At 56.8% G+C, this 25,085-nt stretch carries 24 protein-coding genes; 11 read left to right on the top strand and 13 right to left on the bottom strand.

What is annotated here, in order from left to right:
- Positions 1–724 precede the first annotated feature (724 nt).
- Positions 725–3,868 (bottom strand): efflux RND transporter permease subunit, encoded by a 3,144-nt coding sequence (locus ACR0C6_RS17655; protein ID WP_480620457.1) that lies wholly within the window; start codon positions 3,866–3,868, stop codon positions 725–727.
- A 12-nt stretch (positions 3,869–3,880) separates the two neighbouring features.
- Entirely contained in the window at positions 3,881–4,990 is a 1,110-nt protein-coding gene (locus ACR0C6_RS17650; protein ID WP_480620455.1) for an efflux RND transporter periplasmic adaptor subunit, read from the bottom strand.
- 138 nt (positions 4,991–5,128) lie between these two features.
- Here ACR0C6_RS17650 and ACR0C6_RS17645 point away from each other — a divergent pair, with 138 nt between their 5' ends.
- Positions 5,129–5,770 (top strand): TetR/AcrR family transcriptional regulator, encoded by a 642-nt coding sequence (locus tag ACR0C6_RS17645; protein WP_171233500.1) that lies wholly within the window; start codon positions 5,129–5,131, stop codon positions 5,768–5,770.
- Between the two features lie 260 nt (positions 5,771–6,030).
- On the opposite strand, the gene ACR0C6_RS17640 is transcribed toward ACR0C6_RS17645, so the two are convergent.
- The gene (locus ACR0C6_RS17640) at positions 6,031–6,504 is read right to left on the bottom strand and encodes a cupin domain-containing protein (RefSeq protein WP_253282584.1); all 474 of its coding nucleotides are present in this window, start codon (positions 6,502–6,504) and stop codon (positions 6,031–6,033) included.
- An 80-nt stretch (positions 6,505–6,584) separates the two neighbouring features.
- Between ACR0C6_RS17640 and ACR0C6_RS17635 the strand changes: the two genes are divergently transcribed.
- Positions 6,585–7,172, top strand: a complete 588-nt coding sequence (locus ACR0C6_RS17635) for a TetR/AcrR family transcriptional regulator (RefSeq protein WP_480459153.1) — start codon at positions 6,585–6,587, stop codon at positions 7,170–7,172.
- Positions 7,173–7,513: 341 nt separating this feature from the next.
- On the opposite strand, the gene ACR0C6_RS17630 is transcribed toward ACR0C6_RS17635, so the two are convergent.
- Genes ACR0C6_RS17630 through ACR0C6_RS17620 form a run of 3 tightly spaced genes read right to left on the bottom strand, consistent with a single transcriptional unit; the run spans position 7,514 to position 11,036 of the window.
- Positions 7,514–9,007 carry a heme biosynthesis HemY N-terminal domain-containing protein gene (locus ACR0C6_RS17630; protein ID WP_480447687.1) on the bottom strand — a complete coding sequence of 498 codons (1,494 nt, stop codon included), beginning with the start codon at positions 9,005–9,007 and terminating at the stop codon, positions 7,514–7,516.
- Positions 9,008–9,017: 10 nt separating this feature from the next.
- Complete coding sequence (locus ACR0C6_RS17625; RefSeq protein ID WP_480620453.1) at positions 9,018–10,268, bottom strand: COG4223 family protein; 1,251 nt, start codon at positions 10,266–10,268, stop codon at positions 9,018–9,020.
- 54 nt (positions 10,269–10,322) lie between these two features.
- Positions 10,323–11,036, bottom strand: a complete 714-nt coding sequence (locus ACR0C6_RS17620) for a uroporphyrinogen-III synthase (protein WP_171230182.1) — start codon at positions 11,034–11,036, stop codon at positions 10,323–10,325.
- A gap of 98 nt (positions 11,037–11,134) precedes the next feature.
- Between ACR0C6_RS17620 and tsaD the strand changes: the two genes are divergently transcribed.
- The 5 genes from tsaD to ACR0C6_RS17595 all read left to right on the top strand — a co-directional run bounded on the left by tsaD (position 11,135) and on the right by ACR0C6_RS17595 (position 15,359).
- Complete coding sequence (tsaD, locus tag ACR0C6_RS17615; protein WP_171230230.1) at positions 11,135–12,232, top strand: tRNA (adenosine(37)-N6)-threonylcarbamoyltransferase complex transferase subunit TsaD; 1,098 nt, start codon at positions 11,135–11,137, stop codon at positions 12,230–12,232.
- Positions 12,229–13,191 (top strand): NAD(P)H-dependent glycerol-3-phosphate dehydrogenase, encoded by a 963-nt coding sequence (locus tag ACR0C6_RS17610; protein WP_480620451.1) that lies wholly within the window; start codon positions 12,229–12,231, stop codon positions 13,189–13,191. Before tsaD ends, ACR0C6_RS17610 begins: the two co-directional genes overlap by 4 nt.
- Position 13,192: 1 nt before the next feature.
- Positions 13,193–13,462, top strand: a complete 270-nt coding sequence (locus ACR0C6_RS17605) for a YciI family protein (RefSeq protein ID WP_152459651.1) — start codon at positions 13,193–13,195, stop codon at positions 13,460–13,462.
- On the top strand, positions 13,462–13,884 hold the full coding sequence (locus ACR0C6_RS17600; RefSeq protein WP_171640489.1) for an EVE domain-containing protein: 423 nt from the start codon (positions 13,462–13,464) through the stop codon (positions 13,882–13,884). Before ACR0C6_RS17605 ends, ACR0C6_RS17600 begins: the two co-directional genes overlap by 1 nt.
- A gap of 161 nt (positions 13,885–14,045) precedes the next feature.
- Positions 14,046–15,359 (top strand): hypothetical protein, encoded by a 1,314-nt coding sequence (locus tag ACR0C6_RS17595; protein ID WP_480620449.1) that lies wholly within the window; start codon positions 14,046–14,048, stop codon positions 15,357–15,359.
- Between the two features lie 218 nt (positions 15,360–15,577).
- On the opposite strand, the gene ACR0C6_RS17590 is transcribed toward ACR0C6_RS17595, so the two are convergent.
- From ACR0C6_RS17590 to ACR0C6_RS17575, 4 genes are all read right to left on the bottom strand, one after another.
- Entirely contained in the window at positions 15,578–15,919 is a 342-nt protein-coding gene (locus ACR0C6_RS17590) for a DUF2853 family protein (protein WP_171171577.1), read from the bottom strand.
- 140 nt (positions 15,920–16,059) lie between these two features.
- Positions 16,060–16,809 carry an extensin-like domain-containing protein gene (locus ACR0C6_RS17585; protein ID WP_171230178.1) on the bottom strand — a complete coding sequence of 250 codons (750 nt, stop codon included), beginning with the start codon at positions 16,807–16,809 and terminating at the stop codon, positions 16,060–16,062.
- Positions 16,810–16,822: 13 nt separating this feature from the next.
- Positions 16,823–18,211: an adenosylhomocysteinase gene (ahcY, locus tag ACR0C6_RS17580; RefSeq protein WP_171233586.1), complete on the bottom strand. Its 1,389-nt coding sequence runs from the start codon at positions 18,209–18,211 to the stop codon at positions 16,823–16,825.
- A gap of 103 nt (positions 18,212–18,314) precedes the next feature.
- Complete coding sequence (locus tag ACR0C6_RS17575; protein ID WP_152459645.1) at positions 18,315–18,629, bottom strand: hypothetical protein; 315 nt, start codon at positions 18,627–18,629, stop codon at positions 18,315–18,317.
- A 206-nt stretch (positions 18,630–18,835) separates the two neighbouring features.
- Between ACR0C6_RS17575 and ACR0C6_RS17570 the strand changes: the two genes are divergently transcribed.
- Positions 18,836–19,429 carry an HD domain-containing protein gene (locus ACR0C6_RS17570; protein WP_171665654.1) on the top strand — a complete coding sequence of 198 codons (594 nt, stop codon included), beginning with the start codon at positions 18,836–18,838 and terminating at the stop codon, positions 19,427–19,429.
- A 51-nt stretch (positions 19,430–19,480) separates the two neighbouring features.
- On the top strand, positions 19,481–20,194 hold the full coding sequence (locus tag ACR0C6_RS17565; RefSeq protein ID WP_480620446.1) for an SGNH/GDSL hydrolase family protein: 714 nt from the start codon (positions 19,481–19,483) through the stop codon (positions 20,192–20,194).
- Positions 20,195–20,272: 78 nt separating this feature from the next.
- Here ACR0C6_RS17565 and ACR0C6_RS17560 read toward each other — a convergent pair whose 3' ends face one another.
- From ACR0C6_RS17560 to ACR0C6_RS17550, 3 genes are all read right to left on the bottom strand, one after another.
- A complete protein-coding gene (locus tag ACR0C6_RS17560; RefSeq protein ID WP_480620444.1) occupies positions 20,273–20,644 on the bottom strand; it encodes a VOC family protein in 372 nt (123 codons plus the stop codon).
- 101 nt (positions 20,645–20,745) lie between these two features.
- The gene (locus ACR0C6_RS17555) at positions 20,746–21,300 is read right to left on the bottom strand and encodes an ActR/PrrA/RegA family redox response regulator transcription factor (RefSeq protein ID WP_152459641.1); all 555 of its coding nucleotides are present in this window, start codon (positions 21,298–21,300) and stop codon (positions 20,746–20,748) included.
- An 80-nt stretch (positions 21,301–21,380) separates the two neighbouring features.
- The gene (locus ACR0C6_RS17550; protein ID WP_480446486.1) at positions 21,381–22,010 is read right to left on the bottom strand and encodes an SCO family protein; all 630 of its coding nucleotides are present in this window, start codon (positions 22,008–22,010) and stop codon (positions 21,381–21,383) included.
- 90 nt (positions 22,011–22,100) lie between these two features.
- On the opposite strand from ACR0C6_RS17550, the gene regB reads away from it, so the two are divergent.
- A complete protein-coding gene (gene regB / locus ACR0C6_RS17545) occupies positions 22,101–23,498 on the top strand; it encodes a sensor histidine kinase RegB (protein ID WP_480446487.1) in 1,398 nt (465 codons plus the stop codon).
- Between the two features lie 66 nt (positions 23,499–23,564).
- Positions 23,565–25,073 (top strand): PAS-domain containing protein, encoded by a 1,509-nt coding sequence (locus ACR0C6_RS17540; RefSeq protein ID WP_480620442.1) that lies wholly within the window; start codon positions 23,565–23,567, stop codon positions 25,071–25,073.
- Positions 25,074–25,085 lie beyond the last annotated feature (12 nt).

Here is a 25,085-nt window from a genome sequence, read left to right as displayed (position 1 = left end):
TTTAGCCTTGAGTTCAGCGCTGGAAAGTTTGTGTTTTGGCCGTGCCATTCTACATCCACCTTTCTATCCACCCCTAGATATGGGGTATGGTGGTACAGAATGGTATAGCATGAAACAAATAAACGTATATTTTATATATGGTTAGGTAAAGCTGAGTATTCCTTTGTACTCCAAGATATATAGTTTGGATGCCTCTCCTGGGCACCAAATCTCCCCGCAAGATGTTGGAACACAAAAATTTTCTTTGCGGGCATCAAAATACCCCCTGATTTTTCTCCCGACTTTTTGCTGATAGACCTGTAGGTATTGGTTGGTATCGCGCAGCTTCCAAGCTTCGACAGAATCGTCCGCTGACTGCAACCGAGTTGTTAGGTTTTGTTAAGGTTGTTCCGCCCGTTCCAATGGTCCTAATGATCAAAGCCAAGGCTGCGCAATCTACAACGAGACAGATAGCCCAAATCGATTATGAGTCGTATCCTCCGCACAACCGGGGCAAGCGGGTCATTGACGGAAAAGTATCGCAAAGCAGTCGTGCATCTCAGTCGAGCAACTTTCCGATCCGGCCCCAAAGTAACTAAGTGCTGCAGTCCGCGCTAACGACCGCAACGCGCAGAAGCCAGACATTGCAAAACCCGGCGTGCGATCCACAGCAGAACTTGATTCTTACTTCGAACAACGGCGGCTTTGAACCACACCAACTCACAAGGAGAAGTAGGCTCAATTCTCATTCCGCCACAAGCGCGACGACGGCTTCGTGTGGTTCGGAACGGCGGTTTTTGGCCGGACGTTGTTTGTTGAATGTTATACGAAACACCAAAGCGAACACGGGAGGGGTGAAGTAGAAAGATACAACGGTTGACAACAAAACGCCGCCTGCGATCGCTACGGCGAATGGTGGCCAAAATGCACCTCCACCCAAGATCAGAGGTAGGAAGCCGCCAAAGGTCGTGACCGTTGTCGAAATAATGTGACGGCTGGAACCAGTAACTACGCGCGCCATGGCTGCGCGATCTCCCTGGCTGGCCTCTCGGTCTTGTTGTAACCCGGTCAAAATAATGATCGCCGCGTTGATCGAAACTCCTATTGAGCCGATGACCCCGATGATTGCCGTTATTCCGAACGGGAACTGCATGACGGCCAGCGACAGCAGTGAAAGGCCTGCAGACAACACGCACACGACCAAGGTCACAAGGGTCAGCCGGAACGAGTTGAAGGTCAGAACGATCGTCGCGATGGAGAGTGTGACGATCAACCCGACAGAGGCGAGCAGATTTCCCACGGTATTGGATCGCGCATCGCTGTCGCCGCCTAAGGACATCGAATAGCCTTGCGGCAACACAAACCCGGACGCATCAAGCGCTTCCAATATGTCCTGCAAAGCCTCTTCGGGTAAAACACCGGGTACGATAAACGCCTGTATGGTGTTTTCTCGCACGCCATCCGTTCGAGTTATGACGCTTTCCGCAGGTTCGATTATGGGTCTGGCTAGTTCCGACAACGGTACAGCAGGGAAAATTCCTGTCGCGGATATTTCGGCAGCGTTCGGCAGTAGAATGGGCATACTGACAATCGCGCTTAGATCTGATCGCACCTCGTCACCCAAACGTACGCGCACCGGCAACTGCTCAGTCCCTTCGATCAGTGACCCACCGGTGATGCCAACAAGCGCCGTGTCCAGCTGACCCGCTATATCCGCCACGTCCAGCCCCAGCAAACGGGCTTTGACCTCATCAATCTCGAACCGGATTTGAGGGTTGCCGCCGTTCACACTGGCGCGCGCCTGCGTCACCAGATCGAGATTGGCCATGACTGAACGAACCTCGTCGCCTAGATTGCGTAATTCCGAGATGTCCTGCCCTTGAATTTTGACTTCAACCGGTGCGGCGACCGGAGGACCCTGAACAAGATTGCGCACGATGATCTGCGCATCAGGAAAGTCGATATCCAGACGGCTCTGCAACGCTCCGACAAGGCGGGCCGCATCGTCGGCCGTGTCGGTCGTGATCATGGCTTGTGCGAACCCGGGCTCGCGCGAACGGTTGCCAACGATGTTGTAGTAGAATGCCGGGCCGGACTCTCCGACTGTCCAGTAGACACTCTTAACACCTTCATCTGCCAGTAGCATTTCATCGATCTGGCGGGCGGTTGCTTCGGTGGTGGAAATTGATGTTCCACCTGGCATGTCGACCTCGATATAGAACTGGTTTCGGTCGACGCCCGGGAAGAATTGCGCAGTAAGCGTTGGAAAGGCCGCGAAGCCAAGCGCGGGCAAGACCAGTGCCAAGGCGATGGATCGCACCGGATTGGCAACGGACAATCGGATTGAGGCCTCGAACAAGCGGGCAAGCGGCGGGATACTGATGCCGCGACTCAGCATTCCTGCGTTTGGGCGATCGGACAGCAACCAACCAGCAATCGCCGGTGTCACCGTCAAGGCTACAACCAGGGACCAGACAAGCATAAGTACCACAGCGATCGCGATGGCACCCACAAAGTCGCCGGCGGGTCCCGGCAGCAAGATCATCGGTGTGAAAGCAAGCGCCGTTGTGACAGTCGATGCCAGCAAAGGTGCGGCCAACCGGCGAACAGCATCTCGTACGGCTGCAAGTCGCTCCATCCCATCCTGCAGACGACGCCGAATTTCATCGGTCATGACGATAGCTGCGTCAACGAGCAGACCGAGGGCAACAATCAGGCCCGTCACGGACATCTGATGAATTGGCAATCCAATCATGTTCATAGTCGCCAGAGTTGCCAATGAAACAACCGGCAATACCAAAGCCACAATCGCAGCTGCCCGAACCCCCAACGTAACAAACAAAACTGCCACGACCAGAGCCACGCCAATGGCCATGTTGATCCCAACCTCTGACAAACGATCCGTCGTGTACTGGCTTTGATCAAACAGCAGTATTTCCTGCATGCCCAAAGGTACCGATGCGGCGCCGGCCTCAAGCTCATCCCGAAGAAAGCCTGTCCAACGGTCGATCTGTACCCCGTCCTGCGCCAGAACTCCTATCAAAACCGAGGGCTTTCCGTTCGCAAACGCGATTGAGGGCTGCGGTTTGCGCGCGCCCCGGTCTACGCTGGCAATATCTCCGAGCTGCACCACGGCACCGTCTGCATTTTCTCGCAGGACGATGCTTCGAATGCGGTCCAAAGTCTCAATTTCTCCGCTTATGCCTATGGTCAGGTCGACATCGGACTGCAACCGCCCAGATTGGACCTTCCCATCTGCTTCTGCAATCCGCTGGGAGATCTCGGCAGCGCTGAGCCCAAGCGCAGCGGCCTTGTCCATATCGACATTTACGAGCACTTCTTCTTCCGGCTGACCGAAATAGTCCACGGCTCGCGTAGAGGGTATCGCGCGCAGCCTGTCACCCAGAGCTTCGGCATGCCGCGACAGCAAAGTTAACGGGAAGTCCGGATCCTCGGCCGCAACGGCAATGACAGCAGAATAGGCAGAAATACCCTCGGCATCGAATTCCGGCGGCAACACTCCACTCGGAAAGTTCTGTCGAGCATCTTCAACGGCATCCCGAGCTTCGGCCCAAACCTGCTCAATGGTTGCTTCATCCAGCGTCTCCAGCAACTCTACCGAAACGACCGATACGCCCGACCGGGATACAGAGCTGATTTCATCCACTTCGGAGATTTTCCGCAGTTCTTCTTCGATTTCTGCGGTGACCAACGCTTCGACCCGCTCCGGGTCTGCACCCGGGAACTGCGTCGTCACAGTTGCGAAGAGGTTGGTAATCGTTGGGTCTTCCTGCCGGCCCAACGATAAGAACGAAGACAGGCCTGCAGACACAAGCACCAAAATGATAAGAGCAACCAGTCGGGGGTGGCGAAAGGTAAGGGTTTCCATCAAATCGCTCCGTTACTCGCCCGTGTTGAAAGCGACGCGCTGGCCAACAGTAACGCGCTGTGGCCCTTGGTCGATCAGAACAGTGCCTTCTGGAAACGCGCCGCGTACGAAAACACGGTCATCTTCAGCATGCAGAACTTCGACCGTTGCTAGGCGCACAATCTTCTGCGCGTCTGCAACCAGCAGTGTCCATTGCCCACGCGTACCTTCTTTCAAGGATGTCGTGGGCACCCAGGTTCCCGCACTCTGTACGGGATCAATTATATGCACACGAGCGGTCTGCCCGAAGGCAACGTCCGGCGCGTTCCTCAGATCGAAAAGTGCGGTTCTGGTGCGGGTTACCGGATCAATGTCGGGCCGCAAGGTTGCAAGGTCAGCCCGATAGCTTTGACCAGCGATCTCGATTTCAACATCTGTCAGAAGCGCCGGGTCAACGTCGAGTGGGATACCAATTCGAATCTGCGGCGAAACGACCTCGACCATACCCAGAACCAGTTCACCCGAGCGCAGAGTTTCACCGCCGTCGACGTGTCGCGCGGTTATTTGACCAGAAAACGGAGCCTCAATGCTGGATTTTTCGATCCGAACGGTTACGTCCCGCAGCGCTGCATCCAGTTCCCCAATTCTAGACAACAATTCATCTTGTCTGGAAACTGCCTCATCTAGGCGAGCTTGACTGGTAAAGCCTTGTTCGATGAGTTTCGCGTTTCGCTCGACCGTTTTCTCGGCGAATGAAAGCTGGGCTGCAATGGCATCACGAGATGCCGTCAGTCGGTCGCGTTCAACCTCCAACAGAGCTACGTCTAACGTTGCGAGAAGTTGGCCCTTAGCAACCTCGTCACCCTCATCCACCAGAATTTGATCAAGCGTCCCATTCAATTCGAAAGAGATATCTGCCGAACGCTGAGGCTCGACCTGACCGATGAATACACGGTCGACTGTGTAGGCGCTTTCGGACGTGATTGGTGTGGCGGAGACTGGGGTTACAGCAGCTGCATCTGGCGCCGGTACAGCATCTGCTCTGCGCGTCAGCTCCGATGCACCGAAGTAAACTGCGGCCGCCGCAACACCTATGAAGCTAACGGTCACCCCGACACGCACGGTACCGCGTAAAACACGCAAAAAGAAGCTCGGCTTGGTCTTTTCAGTAAAGTATTTCGCGGGACTTGGCATTTGCGGACCTCATCAAGTTAGCATCTCTAACATATGTTAGAAGTTCTCACTTTGACAAGGGATACGTGATCTGGCACATGTTGGATCATGACCAGCATAGAAAAAAGTCACTCAAAAATCAGCCAAGCGACCGGTCAAACGGTGAGCAAGAAAGCCTATCATCACGGCGATCTCCGCGCTGCACTGATCGAAGCAACCCGACAGTTGGTTGAAGAAAAAGGTCCGGACAGTTTTTCCGTTTCCGAGGCCTGTAGAAGGGCTGGCGTATCAACCGCGGCACCTTACAAGCACTTCAAAGACAAGACAGAAATGTTGGTCGCCACTGTCCTTGAAGGAATGGATCGGCACCGAGACAAAATGCTTGCCGCACTGGAAGGCGTTCCCGAAGGATCTCCCGAGCGCATTACTGCCATCGGGATGGAGTATGTTGCCTTCGCGTTAAATGAGCCTGGGATCTTCAGACTGAAATTTGGCGGCTTCACAGATCGCATCGCGGATCCCCGGTTGGAGGAAGGTGGCCAGCAAAGTTTCGGGATTCTCTTGACTGAGGTAGCAAAGTGTCTCGGTGAACCGGGAATCACAGACGAAGTTCGCCGCCGTGGTTTTTTGTTGTGGAGTTTCGTGCACGGGCTGTCCTTCATTCTGCATGACAAAGGGCTTGCTGAGAAAGGCGAAGATTTCGATCTTCATACCCTTCTTGAGGACGTTTCGGAAAGAATGCTGAATTGAGCGTTCTCACGCCAAAACGAACTTGACCAAGCGCAGATAGCAGACAATCTAAGCCGCTATCACGCCTACGCGTAAACGATTGCTCTGGTTCACATAGAAGACATTTTTGGACAGCGCAGCGAATGTCCGCTATCCACAATCGCAAGGTCTCATCGTGAATGCCGGCTTGGGATTGAGCTAGTGTTACCAGATAGGGTCTATAGCAGAGTTTTCAGTCCAATACTTCCGTTTCTCAACCTGGAATTGTATAGGCGCGTTTGTTAGCTGGGAACTTCTGCAGGCACCAAGATCGTCATTCCTGCTCGGTCTGCTACGGCCATGATTGCCGGAATGTCTGGCGGTCCATCTGGCGCCGGAATTTCTGTCGTACCATCAGGCATTGCTTCACCAGCTTCAGTAAAGAAAGTGTCATGCATCGCGCCAGGGGCGTTTATGCAAAGTAGCCGGCCAGGCCGTTCCCCAGTACACGTAAAGGCGTGCACTGCGCCGTCCGGAACTTTGACGAAGTCACCACTTTTTGCGCTGATTGTCTCACCATTCACAAAGAACTCGAATTCACCATCAAGCACATAGAAGCTTTCGTCTTCGCCAGCATGATGATTGGGTGGCGCACCGGCACCCGGCGCCGTCTTTATCTCAACGATTGTGCAACGATCTCCGGTCTCACTGGGAAAGGCGTGAAAGGTTAGAAGGTTTCCTAGAAGATGATAAATTCGCGGACGAGGTTCAGCCATTACTTCAACTCCCTTTACTTGAAACACACTGCCCTTATGATACATATATCTACTAATGAGACAAGTGTATCACAAAAGGCTTGGTATTGGCGTCGCGTACAAATCAAATTAATCGAACACGAGAAGCACTTCTTTCAGCTGCACGTGACTTGATGTCGGAAGGCAAAGAAGTCACGCTGGCAAAAGTCGCTGAGCGTGCCAAAACCAGTCGTGCGACGGTCTATCGTTACTTTTCTGATCCAAGTGTCTTGGCTTTGGATGCGACGCTCGATCTTGAAGTTACTCCAACTTCAGAACTTCTCGAGGGGCTGAATAACGTCAGGAGCCGCGTACACGCCGTTGCGCGCTACTATCTGGATTTTTCTCGGGTTCATGAGGCGCACTTCCGGCAGTTTCTTGCTGAATCACTCAAGGCATCACTTGAAGATGGAACTGTCAAAATGCGTGGCGCCAGAAGAGTGGCGGCTTTTTCGGAAGCACTTGCACCAGTTCATCCATTGATGAAGCCGAAGGAAATTGTCGACCTGGCAAAACGATTATCCATGACGACGGGCATGGAACAACTTATTATTCTGGAAGACATTTTGCGAGTGGACAAAGCCACTGGTTACCAACTTCAGGAAGGGTTGGTCGATGCTCTGTTGGATCGGTACTTACCAAAAAACTGAGGCAGAATTCAGATGCCGATTTCATCCCAAAACTGCTGGAAAATAGACACCAGTTAAACGTCCGCTTTGGATTGACTGTGTACTTCGCGACGAAGAACGCGAACGGCCATTTTGACCGCATCTCGGACGTTAACTGCGCCTTTGTTAAACGGCTGCTTTGCGGAGGAAGCGGCCAACACAGCCTGTAAATGCAAGAGGCCGCCAACGCGTCGACAAGCCGCTGAGAGAGACGAAAAAGCACGACCCTTCGGACCACTGGCGTCCGGTTTGGCTTCACCAAAAAGCGCGGCGTCGCATCAATCTCAATGAGTGTAAGCAGGCAAAAACGGGCGTTGCAGGGCTCAGGCCTGCTTTTGAACCTCGGCTTCGTCTGCCACCTCTGCCGACTCTGGTGTCACTTCGACCACATCATCCTCGTCCGCGGGCTCCATGACTTCAGGCTCTTCGGATTGATCTTCGAGCGCACCAACGATCAAAGGCAACATATGTACGCCGGTCGCGCTTGCGATTTCGGGTGTTTGTGGTGTCTGCCAGCTGAGCGTGTCGAAGCTGCCGCAGTTCTGGCAGACCGGTCCCCATTCAGGTTGGATATCATGGCAATTGGTGCACACCCATTGCGGACCACGCGGCGCATTCAGCGCTTTGGCCAACCAGCCTTGCACAATGGCGTCCGAGGCCCCCTCGCCGCGTTCGATAGCGGCCATCAAAGTATAGGCGCGCGCATCACCCTGCGTTTCGACCACATCGCCCAGCGCACGGCGGGCTTCGGGGAAGTCCTCGGCCACGATGTTCAGTTCGGCCAGTATCAGGCGCGTCTCCATGTTCTCGGGGTGAATCCGGGTCAGCGCGGTGAACCGCTTGATCCGTTGGTCGGGGGTTTCATCCGGCACGATGTCGGCAAAGGCATGGGCCAGATCCGGATGCGGCTGCGCCTCCCATGCTTTTTTCAGAATCTTGGTTGCCGCCCGGGGTTTGCCTTTGGCGATATACGCGCGGGCCGCCATGGCAGCGGCTGGCACCAGATCAGGCGACAGGCGATTGGCTTCAATCGCGCGTTCCTGCTGTTCGACCGTCGCACCTTCGTCCAGAATTCCCTTGGCTTCGGACAAGGCCAGAACCGCGTCACGCCGTTTGAAAACATCGCGCGGTAAATACCCGGCCTTCAACTTGGCCGTCAGGGTCGAACGTGCACCGGCCCAATCCTGCGCCTTGGTTTGCAGGTTCAGCAGCACGTCCTGCGTTTCTTCATGACGCGGTTTGATCGCCAGGGCCTTCTCGGCCAGTTTGCGGGCCGTTTCATCATCACCTTCGGCCAGCTTCTGCTTCATGATCCCGCGCACGCCGACGAAACGGGTGGCGCTGTTGGTCACCAGTTTTTTATAAGTGTCCGATGCCTTTTTCGTATCCCCGGTCATCTCGGCGGCCTGTGCCACCAGCAGATCGGTAAGCTCGGGCTTGTTCAGCAGTTTCTCGGCCTTGCTGGCTTTGGTCATGGCCACGCGCCCTTCGCCCGAGGCCAGCGCCAACAGACCATCAGCCAGCGCCTGGTATCCCTTTTGCTGGCGATTGCGGTCAAAATACCGAGACAGCGCCGTTTCGTCACCGTTCAGGAATTTCAGCGTTGCGATCAGCAGGCTGAGCAACGTGAAAAACAGCCAGACCGCAAAAACCAACACAGCCAGCGCGATCACCGACTGAAGCGGCCCCAGCGTGAATTCCGTGCCCGCGACGGTGATTTGAACCCCGCCACTGGTTTGCATCAGGAAGTGACCGCCCAACGCCAGCAGGCCGATAATCGCAACAAAAACTAGGATCTTAAACAGTGACCACAGCATGGCAGGTCCTTCAGTTCGAGTTCAGGCTGGAAGCCAGTGTATTCGCCACATCGACGGCGGCGACCCGTGTTTGGGCCGCCTGTTCCCAATCGGACATTGCAGCCTGTGCCGCTTCGGGAAGTGACTTCAGTTCGCTCAAGGCTTTGGCCAGGTCTCCGTCCGCAAGCGCAGCCTGTGCCCGTGACAGGATGGCATCTGGTCCATCCCCTTCCTGGGGCGTGACCGAGCGCGCGCCCGTTTGACGTTGCAGAAATGCGATCAGGCCGGTGCCCTTGTCGGCTTCACGGGCTTGGGACAGCGCGGTTCGGGCCGCAGGTTCGAAACTGTCGCGCAGAGAAGAGAGTGTTTCAACACCCTTCTCAGCCGGCCCGGACAGGGCATCCGGCACATCCACACCGCCTGCTTTCAGTTCTGCAACCAGATCGGAATAGGGCTGACCCGCATCCAGTTGCCCATGCAAGCGCGACAGTACGGCGGCATTGGCCGCGGCCTGCGCATCGGCTGATGCTTTTGCCTCCAGCGCCTGAGCGTCAGAAACCATTTTTTCAACCTCGGCCCGTTGCGAGGCCAGCGAGTCCTGAAGCTTCTTCAGCTCAGCTTCGAAGGCGGCCATGGATTCGGGCGACACGCTGGATTCGATCGGGGTTTTCTCAAGCGTCGCAATGCGCTCTGACAATGGTCCGATCTGGCCTGACAGCGTATCCACAGTGGATTTGATCGCACTCAGGTCACTTTCCACGGGTGTCAATTTGTCGGACAGCGCTTTGGCCTGATCCGTCAAACCAGCAACATCCGGACTGTTTGCAAGCGCCTGAGACAGCTTGGCAATCTGGTCGGACTGGTCTGCCAGTTTGGATTCCAACGCCGCCAAGGTATCCGAGCTGTCCGAGCCAGTTGACAACAGCCCGCCATTGCCCAGCGCAAACCCGACGGCGGCAGCGATGGCACCGCCCAGCAAAGCGGGAACAAATCCGCCACGCTTTTCAACGACACGCTCGACCACTTTTTCTTTGGCCGGGGCAGTATCTTCAGTCGACGCTTCGGCTTCGGCTTCGGCTTCGGCTTCGGCTTCGGCTTCGGCTTCGGCTTCGGCTTCGGCTTCGGCTTCGGCTTCGGCTTCGGCTTCGGCTTCGGAAAGTTCTTCTTCTACGGTCTCAGTCGGGTCAACAGGTGTATCTTCCTGTTGCAGTTCGGGTTCGACGACGTCATCTGCCTTGGGGGTTTCCACCGGCTTTTCTTCGGACTTTTTCTTACCAGCCACCGCAATATTCCCCTTATCGAATCCAAATTCAGATGAATAACAGCCCCAGTCAAGTTAATCGGGGACCGCGCCGCCCTCAACCCGCAACGCATGTTTCACAAGCTTTTTGACAGCCTTACGCATTTTCTTTGGTGTCGGCTTCTTTGCGATCTTCAGGCGCGCATAGTCCAATGAATAAAGGGGATCCGCCGTAGCCTGACTGATTGCGGCCAACCACAAAGGCGCGGATCCGGTCCAAATATCGGCAAAATGTCGCGCCGTTCTTGGCGAAAAAAGCGGTGTGATCACCGGCGAATCCAGATCCGCCACCCGGGTCGCTTCGGATGTTAGCGGCAACAGCAGTTGCTGGTAGACTGGCAGTTCCCCCACGGTCAGGCCGGATTCGGTCAGTCGACCGGCAACATTGCCGCGCGTGTTCTCACCCCTCAAATGCAACAGCGGGCTTTTGGGCCTCCGCTTGAGCAGATGTCCCACCAGTTCTTCCGCCGTGGCCCCGACCATTTCGGCCTGCCAGCCGCAACCCTTCGCTGTGCTGGTCGTTGTCGGCCCGACGCAGAAAGCGGGCAGGTTGCGGTCCACACCTTTCAGGGCCGCCGCGTTCACCGCATTGGCCGACGTGAAAATCAATCCCTGCACACCCTCGGTCTCAACCTCGACCGGCAGAGGCCGGATTTCCATGATCGGAGAATAGATGACCTGAACCCGGGATTTGGTGCGGGTCGGCAGCTGCGCGACGAACCGTTCAGAGGCGGCGCGCGGGCGGGTCATCAACAAATACAACGTGCGGCCCCTTGGCCCTTCAGGATTGTTTGCATCCGCGCAGGGTGATACCCCGCCGTTAGATCATGATGCAACGGATCAGGGTGATGGTGCAAACACTTACCGTACTGGGATTGGAAAGCAGCTGCGACGATACCGCCGCGGCCATCGTGCGTAAAACGACGGGCGCCAAAGCCGAAATCCTGTCATCCGTGGTACATGGCCAAACCGAACTGCACAGTCCTTTTGGTGGCGTCGTACCCGAGATCGCAGCCCGGGCGCATGCGGAAAAGCTGGATGTCTGCGTTCTGCAAGCGCTGGACACGGCTGGTCTTTCCCTGAAAGACGTGGACGCCGTTGCCGTCACCGCCGGGCCCGGTCTGATCGGAGGGGTCATGTCGGGCGTCATGTGCGCCAAGGGGATCAGTGCGGCAACCGGTCTGCCGCTGGTGGGTGTCAATCACCTTGCCGGTCACGCGTTGACACCCCGACTGACGGACAACATTGCCTTCCCCTACCTGATGCTTCTGGTGTCCGGCGGCCACTGCCAGTTCCTGATCGCCCACGGGCCCGAACATTTTACCCGCCTAGGCGGCACCATCGACGATGCGCCGGGCGAGGCCTTCGACAAAACCGCCCGCCTTCTGGGTCTGCCGCAACCAGGTGGCCCTTCCGTCGAAGCCGAGGCGCGCGCCGGTGATCCCAAACGCTTTCAGTTTCCCAGGCCGCTTCTGGACCGGCCCGGTTGCGATCTGTCCTTTTCGGGATTGAAAACGGCCTTGATGCGGATGCGCGACCAGATCGTGGCCGAAAAGGGTGGCTTGACGCGCCAGGACCGCGCAGATCTGTGCGCTGGATTCCAGCAGGCGATTGTGGACACGTTGGCCGAAAAAACCCGGCGCGCGATTGATCTGTATCTGGAAACCTCTCCGTCTGAACCCGTGATTGCCGTTGCCGGAGGGGTTGCCGCAAACTCGGCCATTCGGTCCGCATTAGAGTCTGTTTGTGCTGAAAAAAACACCAGTTTCACCGCGCCCCCGTTGGCGTTGTGCACGGACAATGCGGCGATGATTGCCTATGCTGGCCTGGAACGCTTTCGTACCGGCGCGCGGGATGGGCTGGACCTGACCGCCCGCCCTCGCTGGCCTCTGGATCAACACAGCCCGGCCATGCTGGGCGGCGGCAAGAAAGGGGCCAAGGCATGAGCGTATCCGTCCTGGGCTCCGGTGCGTTTGGCACGGCTCTGGCAATCTCGCTGGCAGGCAATGGGCCAGTGACACTGTGGTCAAGAAACGCCGATCAGGCGCAGCAGATGCGCGAGACGCGCGAAAATGCAACCCGGCTGCCCAACATAACCTTGCCCGCGGACATCACCGTGACCGCGGACATCGCCGAGGCGCTCAGGGCTGACACGCTTTTGTTGGCTGTGCCGATGCAGAAATTGCGCAGCGCTTTGCAGGATCACGCCCCGGTCCTGCGTGGCAAGACTCTGGTGGCCTGCTGCAAGGGAATTGAACTGACCTCGGGGCTCGGACCTGTCGCGGTCATCAAAGAGGTTGTCCCGGATGCCAGCGTCGCGTTGCTGACCGGGCCCAGTTTTGCGGATGATATCGCGCACGGTCTGCCCACCGCGTTGACGCTGGCTTGCGAGGATACAAAACTTGGCAAGGCGCTTCAGGCCGAACTGACGACGGCGAACCTGCGCCTTTATCGCACCACCGACACGGTCGGCGCCGAACTTGGCGGCGCGCTGAAGAATGTCATGGCCATTGGCTGCGGCGCCGCCATCGGCGCAGGTCTGGGTGACAGCGCCCGAGCGGCCTTGATGACCCGCGGATTTGCCGAGATGCAACGCTTTGCCGCGATGCGCGGCGCGCGCCCCGACACCCTGATGGGCTTGTCCGGGTTGGGGGATCTTGTGCTGACCTGCTCTTCCGAACTGTCCCGAAACTATCGTTTTGGCCTGAGTTTGGGTCTGAATCAGCCCTTTGACAGCCAAACAACGGTCGAAGGCGTCGCCACCGCTCGTGCCATGTCGGACATTGCAGCCAAGGAAGGGCTGGATATGCCCATCAGCGCCACGGTGGCGGACCTGAGCCATGGCGCCTACAGTGTCACCGAGGCCATTCAAAACCTGCTAAATCGACCCCTCAAGGAGGAATAACATGCTGATCGCCCTCATCGCTCGTGATAAACCCGACGCGTTGCAAACCCGATTGGACAACCGCTCGGCCCACCTGGCCTATATCGAAGAAACCGGCGTCGTGTCACAGGCCGGACCGTTGCTGAACGGTGACGCCATGATCGGTTCATTGATAATCCTCGATGTGGAAGACCCGGCCGCCGCACAATCGTGGGCCGACGGCGACCCTTACGCGAAGGCAGGATTGTTCCAATCGGTTGAGCTGATCCCGTGGAAAAAGGTGATCGGTTGATGGCCTATTGGTTGTTCAAGTCGGAACCGTCGACCTGGAGTTGGGATCAGCAAGTCGCAAAGGGCGACGCGGGCGAGGAATGGGACGGTGTACGCAATTATCAGGCGCGCAATTTCATGCGTCAGATGAAGGTTGGAGACCGGGGGTTCTTTTACCATTCGCAAAAGGACAAGTCCGTTGTTGGCATTGTCGAGGTCTGTGCCGAGGCCCATCCCGACAGCACCACCGATGACGAACGGTGGGAGTGTGTGGACATCAAAGCCGTGCGGCCCTTTTCCAAACCCGTAACGCTGGACCAGATCAAGGCGGACGAGCGTCTGGCCAACATGGTGCTGGTGAAGAACTCTCGCTTGTCGGTGCAACCCGTGGCCGAGGATGAATGGCGGGTGATTTGCATGCTGGGCGAAACCCAGCCTGATTGAACGGGAAAATGGCGCCGGGCACGGAACTTCTCAAAGCTCTGGCAAGATGCTATCTTTCCTTGGGCTTTGCCGGGTGAGATCATGTCGGTCGCGGTTTTGTGCGATCGAAATTGCCGGGTGGTGTTCGAATAAAGATCGGTCTTTCTTGAAAGCAAAAACCCATGTCTGACGACGAAGGCGGCAATGGGATATTCGAAGACGCCGTTGCTGCGAAGAATTCAAAAAACTGGGAAGCGCGCCTGAAAGAGGCGCGTGAAAAGCGTGCCAGAGTGCTCAGCGGGGCGCAGGGTGAAGCGCAGGAAAAACCCGCCCTGAAACCTTCCGAGACAGAGCACCTGCCCCGACCAGACGAAACCAAAATCGAAGAGATCGTATCAGACCGGGTCCGTTCCCTGCATTTGGAAGAACCAAAAACCAGGAAAAAACCCTTGGTTAGAGCAGGTATTGTTCTGGCCGCCTTGGTTTGCGGCGCGTTCCTGCAATGGGCGGTCACACATATTGTCGGAACTTGGCGCTCTACCGGTGGAACGCCCCCAGCCAGCCTGGATGCGGCGACGGAAACTCTTCCTGAAATCGAGGAGCTGCTTTCAGACAGAGCCCCCACCGTCGGAATCGCTGAGTCACCGGCCCCACGAGACACACAAGCAGCCGAGGACCCCGCCGATTCAGCGTCTTCCGAAGTCGCACCCGTTTCCAACCCGGCAATCATCGAAGAGGTCGAGGATGCGATCACAGGCGCATCTCTAGACCAGAGCGTCTCGGTTGAGGCAGTTGTGACGCCACCCGGTCCTGCCGAAGACATTTCGGCTGCGGATGACCAAGACAGGGTGGAACCAAGACCCCCAACCCCAGAAGCGGAACCGGCCGTGTCTGTGTCCCCGCCAGCCATATTCATTCCGCCACGGCTCGAACCCATCTTGGCCAGCGTTTCTTCTGCGGATATTCAAACCTTGTATACAGCTTCTGCCGAACCGCCGTGGCGCCACACCAACCGGTCGAACAAAGACAGCTTTTCGCAGACATCCTTGATGGTTTTGGACCCTGTTCTGCAAGAGATCACTTTATCTGCGGCCCCGTCTTATGCAGAGGTAAAACCGCTTTCGCCCGCACAATCCCCCATTGATCTCGAAGTCTCGCTTTTTGTTCCCTTGAGAGTGTCACAAGACGCCAGCAGCCGAGCTTTGGAACTGCTTACACAGGGCCGCGCGACTGTCGTGTCAACAGACCGCGTGGGTTTTCGTGTCAGAGAAACACAGGTTCGTTTCTATCATCCAAGCGACGCTGAAAACGCGGCGCTGGCGGCTGATGCTCTTGACGGAATATTGAGGGACTTCACGAATTCGGGCAGCAAGACCCGTCCGGGGCGGATAGAAGTCTACCTGGCAGGCAGCGGTGGCGCGTCATCCAGGAATTCGGACCCGAGGCCCACGGAATTCGACAATTTCATTGCGCGTATTCTTGGCGAACTCAGATAAGAAACGAGGGAAGGCTCTGACGATACAGAACCTTCCCTACCCCCGCGTGCTCCCTACTCACCACACGCGTATGGAAATATCTGGTTCTGACCGTCCTGGTCACAGGTTGAACTTAGCGCAACCACAGCCTTGGTTTCAAACGCCAAGTCGTTAAATTGAAACTCAAATTAAATACGCCCGCCAAAATCTCGGCGGGCGCTTGGTAGGTTTCGACCGGGTCAGCTGTAAACGGATTCTTTTCCGAAATGCTTGGTCAAAATATAATAGACTACGGCACGGTACTTGTTGCGCTCGGACATGCCATAGGTTTCCATGGCTTTGTTGATCCCTTCCATCAGTTCGGGGCCATCTGCCAGACCCAGCTTTTTGATCAGGAAGTTGTTCTTGACGGTTTCCAGTTCCGAATCCTGGCTGGCCGCGACAGTTGCCGCATCTGCGTCATAGATCGCCGGACCACAACCGATGGTGACCTTGGTCAGCAGGTCCATATCGGGGTCCATCCCGCATTTGGTTTTCAGGTCTTCTGCGTATTTGGCGATCAGCTCGTCGCGCTTGCCCATATCCTAGTCTCCTTGATCCGTTTACCCGGCACCTTTTACCGATGATCGAAAGACTAGCCGCGTCGCAGGCTTTTCCAAAAGGAAAAAAATTTACGATTTCTCCCCCTTGGTCGCAGCCTGCACGTTTCTTGCTGAAAAGCCTAGCGGCAATAGCCCCACCCCGGGCCTTGCAAGTGGAAATGATCCGCGTGCAAACGATTGAAATCGGGCCCAAGAACCACGCGAAACCAACCGCAGGCCTCGTGCCAGATCCGTCGAAAAAAGGCGCCTTCCGGTCCCGAGCCCTGCCAGTATGACAACAAGGTCAGCGTCCGACCGTCAACGGTATCCACACCGACGATATCTATCGAATCCGCGCGGGCATGGCTGCTCCACCCACCGTTTTCACCCTGCGCGGTGCGCATGGGGCGGCAATTGTAACTGCCGATGTGGCGCAATCGGGAAACGTCGGTCCCAAGCAGATCGCGTGCGGCGGGCTGTACGACGTGATGTTCCCACATGGTCAGGCGCAGCGCGGTGGCGCAACTGGTTTCAACATCCTCGATCCCTGATGTCACCAATTTGGTCAGACGACCCCGACCGGCGATGCCGCAGTTCTGATCGACAACCAGGTCCGCCATCGCCTCAAACCGAACACCCGCGTCTTCCAGAGCGGCCCGACACTGTGCTTCGCTGGCCAATGCGCGGTTCAGTTGGAGCTTGGTGACGGGTGTAATCGGGGCGGTTACCTTCAGATCACGCAACGGGTTCCAATGTGACGGTATCGGCGTTTCGGGATGCGCCAACACCCACCAGACACCACCGCCCAAAAGGATCACAACAACCGCCAGCCTGAAAAAGAAAGACGCCGCCAGGTACAAATACCGGCGGCGCCCAGATTTCTGCGTCATATCCAGACGGCGATCAGTAGCGGTAGTGTTCCGGCTTGTACGGACCTTCCGGTTTGACACCGATGTAAGCGGCCTGATCCGCATCCATCTGGGTCAGCTTCACGCCGATGCGATCCAGATGCAGGCGAGCCACTTTCTCATCCAGATGCTTGGGCAGGATGTAGACTTTGTTCTCGTACTGGTCGCCTTTGGTGAACAGCTCGATCTGGGCCAGAACCTGGTTGGTGAACGAGGCCGACATCACGAAGGACGGGTGCCCGGTGGCGTTGCCCAGATTCAGCAGACGACCTTCGGACAGTAGGATGATGCGGTTGCCCGAAGGCATCTCGATCATGTCCACCTGTTCCTTGATGTTGGTCCATTTGTGGTTCTTCAGGCTGGCCACCTGAATTTCGTTGTCGAAGTGGCCGATGTTGCCGACGATGGCCATGTCCTTCATCTCGCGCATATGCTCGATGCGGATCACGTCCTTGTTGCCGGTGGTTGTGATGAAGATATCCGCGGTAGCGACTTCGTCTTCCAGCAGGGTCACTTCGAACCCGTCCATCGCGGCTTGCAGGGCGCAGATCGGGTCAACCTCGGTGACTTTCACACGGGCACCCGCACCACGCAACGACGCGGCCGAGCCTTTGCCCACATCACCGTAACCACAGACCACTGCAACCTTGCCGGCCATCATCGTGTCGGTGGCGCGGCGGATACCATCGACCAGCGATTCCTTGCAGCCGTATTTGTTGTCGAATTTCGACTTGGTGACGCTGTCATTCACGTTAATCGCCGGGAACGGCAGGTGGCCGTCCTTGACCAGCTGATACAGGCGGTTCACACCGGTGGTGGTTTCCTCGGAAACACCCTTGATCTGATCCCGCATCTTTGTGAACCAGCCCGGGCTTGCCGCCATACGCTTGGCGATCTGCTTCTTGATCACCTCTTCCTCTTCCGAACCCGGAACAGGGATGATGTCCTCGCCCGCTTCGGCACGGGCACCCAGCAGGATGTACAGCGTTGCGTCGCCGCCATCATCCAGGATCATGTTCGGGCCTTCCTCGAACAGGAAGGATTTGTCCAGATAATCCCAGTGCTCTTCCAGTGTCTGGCCCTTGACGGCGAAGACGGGAATACCCGCCTCGGCAATCGCGGCGGCGGCGTGGTCCTGGGTCGAGAAGATGTTGCACGACGCCCAGCGCACATCCGCGCCCAGCGCCACCAGCGTTTCGATCAGAACGCCCGTCTGGATGGTCATGTGCAACGACCCGACGATGCGCGCCCCTTTCAACGGCTTGCTGTCGCCGTATTCCGCGCGCAGGGACATCAGGCCCGGCATCTCGGTTTCGGCTATGTCCAGCTCTTTGCGGCCAAAGCCAGCCAATGAAATGTCTTTAACGATATAGTCCCCGGCCATCAGGTGCTCCATTTTCCGGTAATTCACAGTCCTCGCTGCCCCTAGCATTCCTTGGGGCAGGTGGCAACTTTGAAGACTGTGGTCGGAAACGATATGGCCAATATCAGCTTGGTGTGCCTTCAATTTCGATCTTTGGTATCGCTTCAAAAAAATCGGTGCCAACGGCAACAATACAGCTGATACCGTTCGCATTGGTTACCAAAACGGTATAACTTCCCGTTTCTTTCGAGGTCCAAACCTCCATCACCGCTTGCGCGCCGCGTGTTTTTTGCAGGCCGCCAAAGGCCAATTCTTCGGCATAGTTCTCCTGCAATTTGGATATGATGTGATCCCGTGCCGCACAATTCTGGGCAAAGGCAGGCGGCGCGGTGGCGGCCATTCCGAAGGTCAGTGCGATTGCGAATAAACGTTTGAACATAGGGTGCTCCTTTCGATACGTGTTTCGGTTCGAGAGGGGCACACTGGGAGGAGAATGCACCCCCCTCAGTCTTTAATGTCGGGATCATACCGCGCCGTTTCAAAGCACGAACGCTCAAGAAAATGTTGGCAGCGTGTGATCCAGACAGGTACATCATACCATAAAAACGCGAATTGAACGTGTCCAACTTCACAAGGCATGGCAGAATGGCAACACAACCCAGAGCGTGGCAAAGGATGCTGTCGGGCCGCAGGCTGGACCTGCTGGACCCGACACCGGTGGATATCGAGATTGAAGACATCGCACACGGCCTTGCCTTTGTCGCTCGTTGGAACGGTCAGACAAACGGCGATTTCGCGTATTCCGTGGCCGAACATTCCCTGCTGGTTGAGGAGATTTTTGGCCGTATTGCCCCCAAAGCACCCATGAAATGGCGTTTGGCGGCCCTGTTACATGACGCGCCCGAATATGTGATCGGCGATATGATCTCGCCCGTGAAATCCGCCGTCGGCCCAGACTATGGCGCGTTGGACGACCGGCTGGCGGCAGCAATCCACATACGGTTTGGACTACCGGCTGAGGTCCCAAAAACGGTGAAGCGCCAGATCAAGAAGGCCGACAAGATCAGCGCCTGGATGGAGGCGACACAGATTGCCGGGTTTTCCGAGGCCGAAGCCACGAAATTCTTTGGCCGCCCGGACAGGGGGATCATGGCAGGTTTACAAATCAGGCTGCGGCCCCCGGTCGAGGTGCGGCACGCCTTTACAGCGCGGCACGCAGAATTGATCGCTCAGATCTGAAAGACGCTGTCCGAATGCGGTGAGTGGGACGGTGGGACGGGTGGAAGAAAGATGAAAACAAAGACCGGAACCCGAGTTTTGCTTGTCGTCAACGTCCTGCTGACTGTTGGTCTTGCGGCAGCGTTGGTCGAAACCGGATATGTGTCGAAGGCGCTCAGAAAAATCTCGGGCACACATGTCCCGGTCACGGAAACCGATCACTACAAGCTCATGGTCTGGCTGCACGAGCGGCCGATTTCTCAGGCGCTCGTCTCACCGGATATTCAGATCGCTTTCATCGGCGATTCCATCATCGAAGGGTGGTTGACCAGCAACATCCTGCCCAACTCGCTGAATCTTGGGATCAGCCGCGACACCACCCCGGGCCTGATCGCACGGGCAAAACCGGAACTGATTGCCCATGTCCCGACATGGTATCTGGGAATCGGGGTCAATGACGCTCTGACCGCCACACCGCCAGAGAAGATTGCAGGCTATGTCGCACAGTTGAAGGCCCTGTTCATGCCTGCTGACAGGTTGATCTGGCGTGCTGTGTTGCCCGTTACCGGTGCAAACTGGACCGCGGAACAAGAGGCGTTTCGAACGGCCTTCAATTCGGCTGCACAACTGGCCTGTCAGGATATGGCGAACTGCACGTTTCTGACCCCGCCGGACGGGTTCGCCGAGAACACCGCCGACTGGACATCGGACGGGTTGCATCCCAACACAATCGGATATCGTCAGCTGGCGCGGCAGCTCTGCGCAGAAATCTCCTGCTCACCCTGAAGGTACTGAATGGGTACGGTCAGCACCGCTGCTTGCAGACCTGTCTGAAACTTGGGCAGGGTTTGTGTTCACGCCGTTTCAGCCAAAGACGTAGAAGCACAGTTTGTTGCCATCCGGGTCACGCACATAGGCACCATAGAACCTGTCGGGGACGCGTTGACCAGGTTCGCCTTCGTCCACCGCACCCAGGCTGATTGCCTTGTCATAAAGTTCCTTGACCTCATCCTTGGAGTCGGCTGCAAACGCGACCATGTTGCCATTTCCGGCGGCGCAGACATCACCGTCATAGGGCTCGCACACCGCCAGCATCGGCGCGTCGGGTTTGTTGCCGATGAACGCGATCCGGCCTGCGTCTATAACCACTTTCGCGCCCTTGTCCGCGAAAAGGTTGGTATAGAAGTCTTTGGCGCGCGCCATGTCCGAAACGCCAACGGTTACATATCCGATCATAAAGTGGTCCTGTTCTGACAAAAGCTTCCAGATGTGGCGAACAGTCCTCGACAGGGTCCAAGGTTACAAGTCACTAAACCGTCATCGAGCGGCCGGCCGGCCTAACGCGGGCTGCGTTTCGCCAGTATCCGCTGCAACGTCCGCCGATGCATATTCAACCGTCGCGCGGTTTCGGAAACATTCCGGTCACACAGCTCATAGACGCGCTGGATATGTTCCCAGCGCACACGGTCCGCGCTCATGGGGTTTTCCGGCGGCGGGGGCATCTCGTCACCCTTTGCAAGCAATGCGTTCGTGATGTCGGTGGCATCGGCTGGCTTTGACAGATAGTCGGTCGCGCCGATCTTGACAGCCGCGACGGCGGTCGCGATCGCGCCATATCCGGTCAGAACAACAACACGGCTGTCGGGGCGTTTTTCCCGCAATACCTCGACAACGTCCAATCCGTTGCCATCCTCAAGCCGCAGATCGACGACGGCATAAGCCGGGGGCCGGGCGGTGGATATCGCGCGCCCTGCCGCGACGGATCCTGCGGTCTCAACCTCGAAGCCACGCTTTTCCATGGCCTTGGCCAAACGTCTCAGAAACGGCTCGTCATCATCAACCAAAAGCAGGGATTTGTCAGGGCCGATGTCAAGCTGAGAAGTGTCTGCCATATGTTAGGTCTTTCGCTATTTCATGCCTTTGGCTCGAACATGAGTAATAGCAGCGCGGGAACAAAGGTCAAACAACCTTGTTACGACGCGGCCTGTTCCAGGAAGCATTCAACCTTGTCCGCCATCTGTTCGGCCGTGTCTTCGCGCTTGAAGAATTCCAGAAATCCATCTTCGGGTGTAACCAGATAGGTAAAGGTGGAATGGTCAACCAGATAGAATTCGTCGCCTTTGTCATGCGCCTTGTAATAGGTCTTGTAGGCCTTGCTGGCCGCCTTGACCTGTTCGGGCGAGCCGGTCAGGGCGATCGTCTTGCCCCCGAGATTGAAAGCATAGTCAGCCATGACTTCGGGCGTATCGCGATCCGGGTCAATCGAGATGAACAGAGGCGTCACCGACAGCCCGCGTTCGGCCAGAATATCGACAGCCTCGGCGTTGCGGGACATGTCGAAGGGGCAAACGTCCGGGCAGAACGTGTATCCGAAGTAAACCAGCGTCGGTTCGGTAATCACATCTTTGTCCGTAACCGTCTCGCCTTTGCCGTTCACCAGTTCAAATGGTCCACCGATTGCGGCGGCACCCCCGGCGATCTGGCTGGACCGGCATTGTGCGAACTTGTCATCGGACCCGCCGCCCCGCGTCAGAATCCACATGGCCCCAAGTCCGAAAACCAGAGCAAAGGTTGCGAGAATTGCGTACAGTAGGCGGGCCATTTCGATTATCCGGTCGCAAGGGATTGTTGATCGTTCCGGCCGGGACACCTATCAAGATGACCAGCCGATGCAACAGGACATAAGCGACCGATGGCAGAATCCAATCAGACTTTTTGGCGCGGCCAGGAACGCAGCAGCTGGATTCGGCTTCGGACCCTGATCCTTTTGCGATGGGTGGCGATCATCGGCCAGCTCACCGCAATCACGGTGGCCCAGCGATATTATGACGTGCAGCTGGAACTGGGCCTGTGTTACCTGGCCATCGGAATCTCGGTCATGGGCAACCTGACCGCCATATTGCTGTTTCCGCAGAACAAGCGCCTGACCGAGTTCGAAAACTTCCTGATGGTTCTGTTCGACCTGCTGCAATTGTCAATTCTGCTCTATTTGACCGGCGGGCTGAACAACCCGTTTGCGCTGCTTCTGCTGGGCCCGGTCACGATTTCAGCCAATGTCATGAGCACTCGATCAACCCTGATTGTCGGCGCCGTCGCAATCGTTCTGACAACTGTGCTGGCGGAATTTCACCTTCCGTTGCGGACAAGTCTGGGGCTTGTTCTGGATATCCCCGATATCCTTCTGTTTGGAAACTGGGCCGCGATCATAATCGCCATCGTCTTCATCGGCGCCTATTCCCACCGCGTCAGTTCCGAAGTCCAATCCATGTCCGAAGCGCTGGCCGCCACGCATATGGCGCTGGCGCGCGAACAGAAACTGACCGATCTGGGGGGCGTTGTCGCCGCTGCCGCGCATGAACTGGGCACGCCTCTGGCGACGATAAAACTGACCAGCGCGGAACTGATCGAAGAGTTGGACGACCGCCCGGACCTGAAAGAAGACGCCGCTTTGATCCGCGAGCAGGCAGACCGTTGCCGTGACATTCTGCGCGACATGGGGCGGGCGGGCAAAGATGATCTGCATCTGCGGCAGGCACCGCTTTCGACAGTGGTGAACGAAGCGGCCGAACCACATGTCGGTCGCGGCAAAGAGGTTCATTTTTCCGAAGGCCCCGCGCAGGACGGGGATGTTCAGCAGCCCTCGATCCTGCGCAAACCCGAGATCATTCACGGTTTGCGCAACCTGATTCAGAATGCCGTGGATTTCGCCCGCGCAAATGTCTGGGTCGAGGCCGAATGGACCGACAGCAGGATCACCGTCAGCATCATGGATGACGGGCGGGGATATCCGCCCCACATGATTGGACGCATCGGCGATCCCTTTATGCGCCGAAGACGGGCAGAATCCGATCAGAGATCACGCCCGGAATACGAAGGGATGGGCCTGGGATTGTTCATCGCCAAAACCCTGCTGGAACGCAGCGGCGCCGAACTGGAATTCGCCAATGGTTCGGACCCCTACCAGCATCTGACCGACAATCCTGAACGGCGCGGGGCAATCGTCAAGGTGACCTGGCCACGCAAACTGATTGATGCACAGAAGGGTGACACCCCGGTCCCGTCGGGATCCAACACGCGCATCCAGGTGTGAATTAAGAGACCGTTAACCAATCCCACGCATAGTCTGTCCTTGTATCGTTCAGGCTTGGGGAATTTGATGGCCGATTGGATTATTCTGGCCGCGATCAGTCTTGTTTCGTGCTGTTTCGCCGTTCTGTGGCTGTTGCCACGCCGGGCTCAGCGCGACAAGGCTTTTGGTCTGTTTTCGAACACCTCGCTGTTTGACGCCGTATTCCTGTTCGATGGCGACCAACTGATTAGCCATTCTGATTTCGCACTCGCCGGGTTTGAGCATGTTGAAAACTGGCTGGACCTGCGGCGCTTGTTGCAAAGGGACTTCCCCACCTTTCCCGAAACTCCCGACAAAGTGCGCGATCAGGGCAAAATCCTGGTGTCGGCCATTGACTGCACCGTTGAACGAGAAGTCGTGTGTGAGAGGATCGACGGTATCGTCCGCGTTCGACTTTGCGAATGCGCCAGGACCTCTTCGGCCGGATCGGTTACCCCAGGCGAACCAACTCGTCTGGCAATGGATCTGGCCCCCTACCCGGTATGGTTGGCGGATAACGACAATCGGGTGCAATGGTGCAATGCCGCCTATGTCGCACTTGTTCAAAAGGCACGTGATCAGGACGCCGATCTGACTGCGCCGCTTTTTGAAAGCCCGGAGGATGCCACAAGACCTACCGGAAAAACCCGCGTGTCGGTGGATGTGGCAGATACTGATCGCAAGCTTTGGTTCGATTTGACTCGGATTGAACACGAAAACGGTCATTTATGCTATGCCGTTGACGTCAACGCGATTGTCGAGGCGGAAACCGCCCAGCGCAAATTCGTGCAGACCATGACCAAGACCTTTGCCCAATTGTCCATTGGTCTCGCCATTTTTGACCGCAACCGGCAATTGGCCCTGTTCAACCCGGCCTTGATCGACCTGACCACCTTGCCGCCCGATTTCCTCAGTTGCCGCCCCAGCCTGAGCAGTTTCTTCGACCGCTTGCGGGATCAACACATGATGCCCGAACCGAAGAATTACCGCAGCTGGCGGCGTCAGATGAACGACCTTCTCGAAGCGGCTGAAGATGGAAACTATCACGAGACGTGGTCGCTACCATCCGGATCGGTCTATTCCGTCAGCGGTCGCCCTCACCCGGACGGCGCAGTGGCGTTTCTATTCGAGGATATCACCGCCGAAATCACTCTGACGCGGCGCTTTCGATCGGAAATGGATCTGATGCAGTCCATCCTGGACAAACTGGCGGACGCGATTGCCGTCTTTGCGGATGACGGTACGCTGGCCTTCACCAACTATGCGTATCAGAAGCTGTGGGGAGACGCGCACGAGGTCGGGTTCCAAAGCGAAACGGTCACCGACGTCACGCGACGCTGGCAAGACCTCTGTATTGCGACGCCGGTTTTGGGTGAGGTGCGGGATTTTGTCGAAATGCGGGAAAACCGCGCCGAATGGACAGCCGAAATCCAGATGAGAACCGGCATAACCGTGGATTGCACCGTCACACCGGTGCATAATGGCGCGACAATCGTGCGGTTTACGCAATCCGAGTTTCCCTCGAAATCCACCGCGATGGAACAGATCAGCGCCTGAACCGGGTTGCAG

Source organism: Ruegeria sp. AL12 (assembly GCF_056540885.1).
Note: the sequence above shows the minus strand (reverse complement) of the source record. Positions and strands in the feature narration are given on the sequence as shown.

Bases quoted from the DNA above. Each gene is read 5' to 3' on its own strand.
- ACR0C6_RS17655 (WP_480620457.1), bottom strand. From the start codon at position 3,868: ATGGAAACCCTTACCTTTCGCCACCCCCGACTGGTTGCTCTTATCATT.
- ACR0C6_RS17645 (WP_171233500.1), top strand. From the start codon at position 5,129: ATGACCAGCATAGAAAAAAGTCACTCAAAAATCAGCCAAGCGACCGGT.
- ACR0C6_RS17640 (WP_253282584.1), bottom strand. From the start codon at position 6,504: ATGGCTGAACCTCGTCCGCGAATTTATCATCTTCTAGGAAACCTTCTA.
- ACR0C6_RS17630 (WP_480447687.1), bottom strand. From the start codon at position 9,007: ATGCTGTGGTCACTGTTTAAGATCCTAGTTTTTGTTGCGATTATCGGC.
- ACR0C6_RS17620 (WP_171230182.1), bottom strand. From the start codon at position 11,036: ATGACCCGCCCGCGCGCCGCCTCTGAACGGTTCGTCGCGCAGCTGCCG.
- tsaD (WP_171230230.1), top strand. From the start codon at position 11,135: ATGGTGCAAACACTTACCGTACTGGGATTGGAAAGCAGCTGCGACGAT.
- ACR0C6_RS17610 (WP_480620451.1), top strand. From the start codon at position 12,229: ATGAGCGTATCCGTCCTGGGCTCCGGTGCGTTTGGCACGGCTCTGGCA.
- ACR0C6_RS17605 (WP_152459651.1), top strand. From the start codon at position 13,193: ATGCTGATCGCCCTCATCGCTCGTGATAAACCCGACGCGTTGCAAACC.
- ACR0C6_RS17600 (WP_171640489.1), top strand. From the start codon at position 13,462: ATGGCCTATTGGTTGTTCAAGTCGGAACCGTCGACCTGGAGTTGGGAT.
- ACR0C6_RS17595 (WP_480620449.1), top strand. From the start codon at position 14,046: ATGTCTGACGACGAAGGCGGCAATGGGATATTCGAAGACGCCGTTGCT.
- ACR0C6_RS17590 (WP_171171577.1), bottom strand. From the start codon at position 15,919: ATGGGCAAGCGCGACGAGCTGATCGCCAAATACGCAGAAGACCTGAAA.
- ACR0C6_RS17585 (WP_171230178.1), bottom strand. From the start codon at position 16,809: ATGACGCAGAAATCTGGGCGCCGCCGGTATTTGTACCTGGCGGCGTCT.
- ahcY (WP_171233586.1), bottom strand. From the start codon at position 18,211: ATGGCCGGGGACTATATCGTTAAAGACATTTCATTGGCTGGCTTTGGC.
- ACR0C6_RS17575 (WP_152459645.1), bottom strand. From the start codon at position 18,629: ATGTTCAAACGTTTATTCGCAATCGCACTGACCTTCGGAATGGCCGCC.
- ACR0C6_RS17570 (WP_171665654.1), top strand. From the start codon at position 18,836: ATGGCAACACAACCCAGAGCGTGGCAAAGGATGCTGTCGGGCCGCAGG.
- ACR0C6_RS17565 (WP_480620446.1), top strand. From the start codon at position 19,481: ATGAAAACAAAGACCGGAACCCGAGTTTTGCTTGTCGTCAACGTCCTG.
- ACR0C6_RS17560 (WP_480620444.1), bottom strand. From the start codon at position 20,644: ATGATCGGATATGTAACCGTTGGCGTTTCGGACATGGCGCGCGCCAAA.
- ACR0C6_RS17555 (WP_152459641.1), bottom strand. From the start codon at position 21,300: ATGGCAGACACTTCTCAGCTTGACATCGGCCCTGACAAATCCCTGCTT.
- ACR0C6_RS17550 (WP_480446486.1), bottom strand. From the start codon at position 22,010: ATGGCCCGCCTACTGTACGCAATTCTCGCAACCTTTGCTCTGGTTTTC.
- regB (WP_480446487.1), top strand. From the start codon at position 22,101: ATGGCAGAATCCAATCAGACTTTTTGGCGCGGCCAGGAACGCAGCAGC.
- ACR0C6_RS17540 (WP_480620442.1), top strand. From the start codon at position 23,565: ATGGCCGATTGGATTATTCTGGCCGCGATCAGTCTTGTTTCGTGCTGT.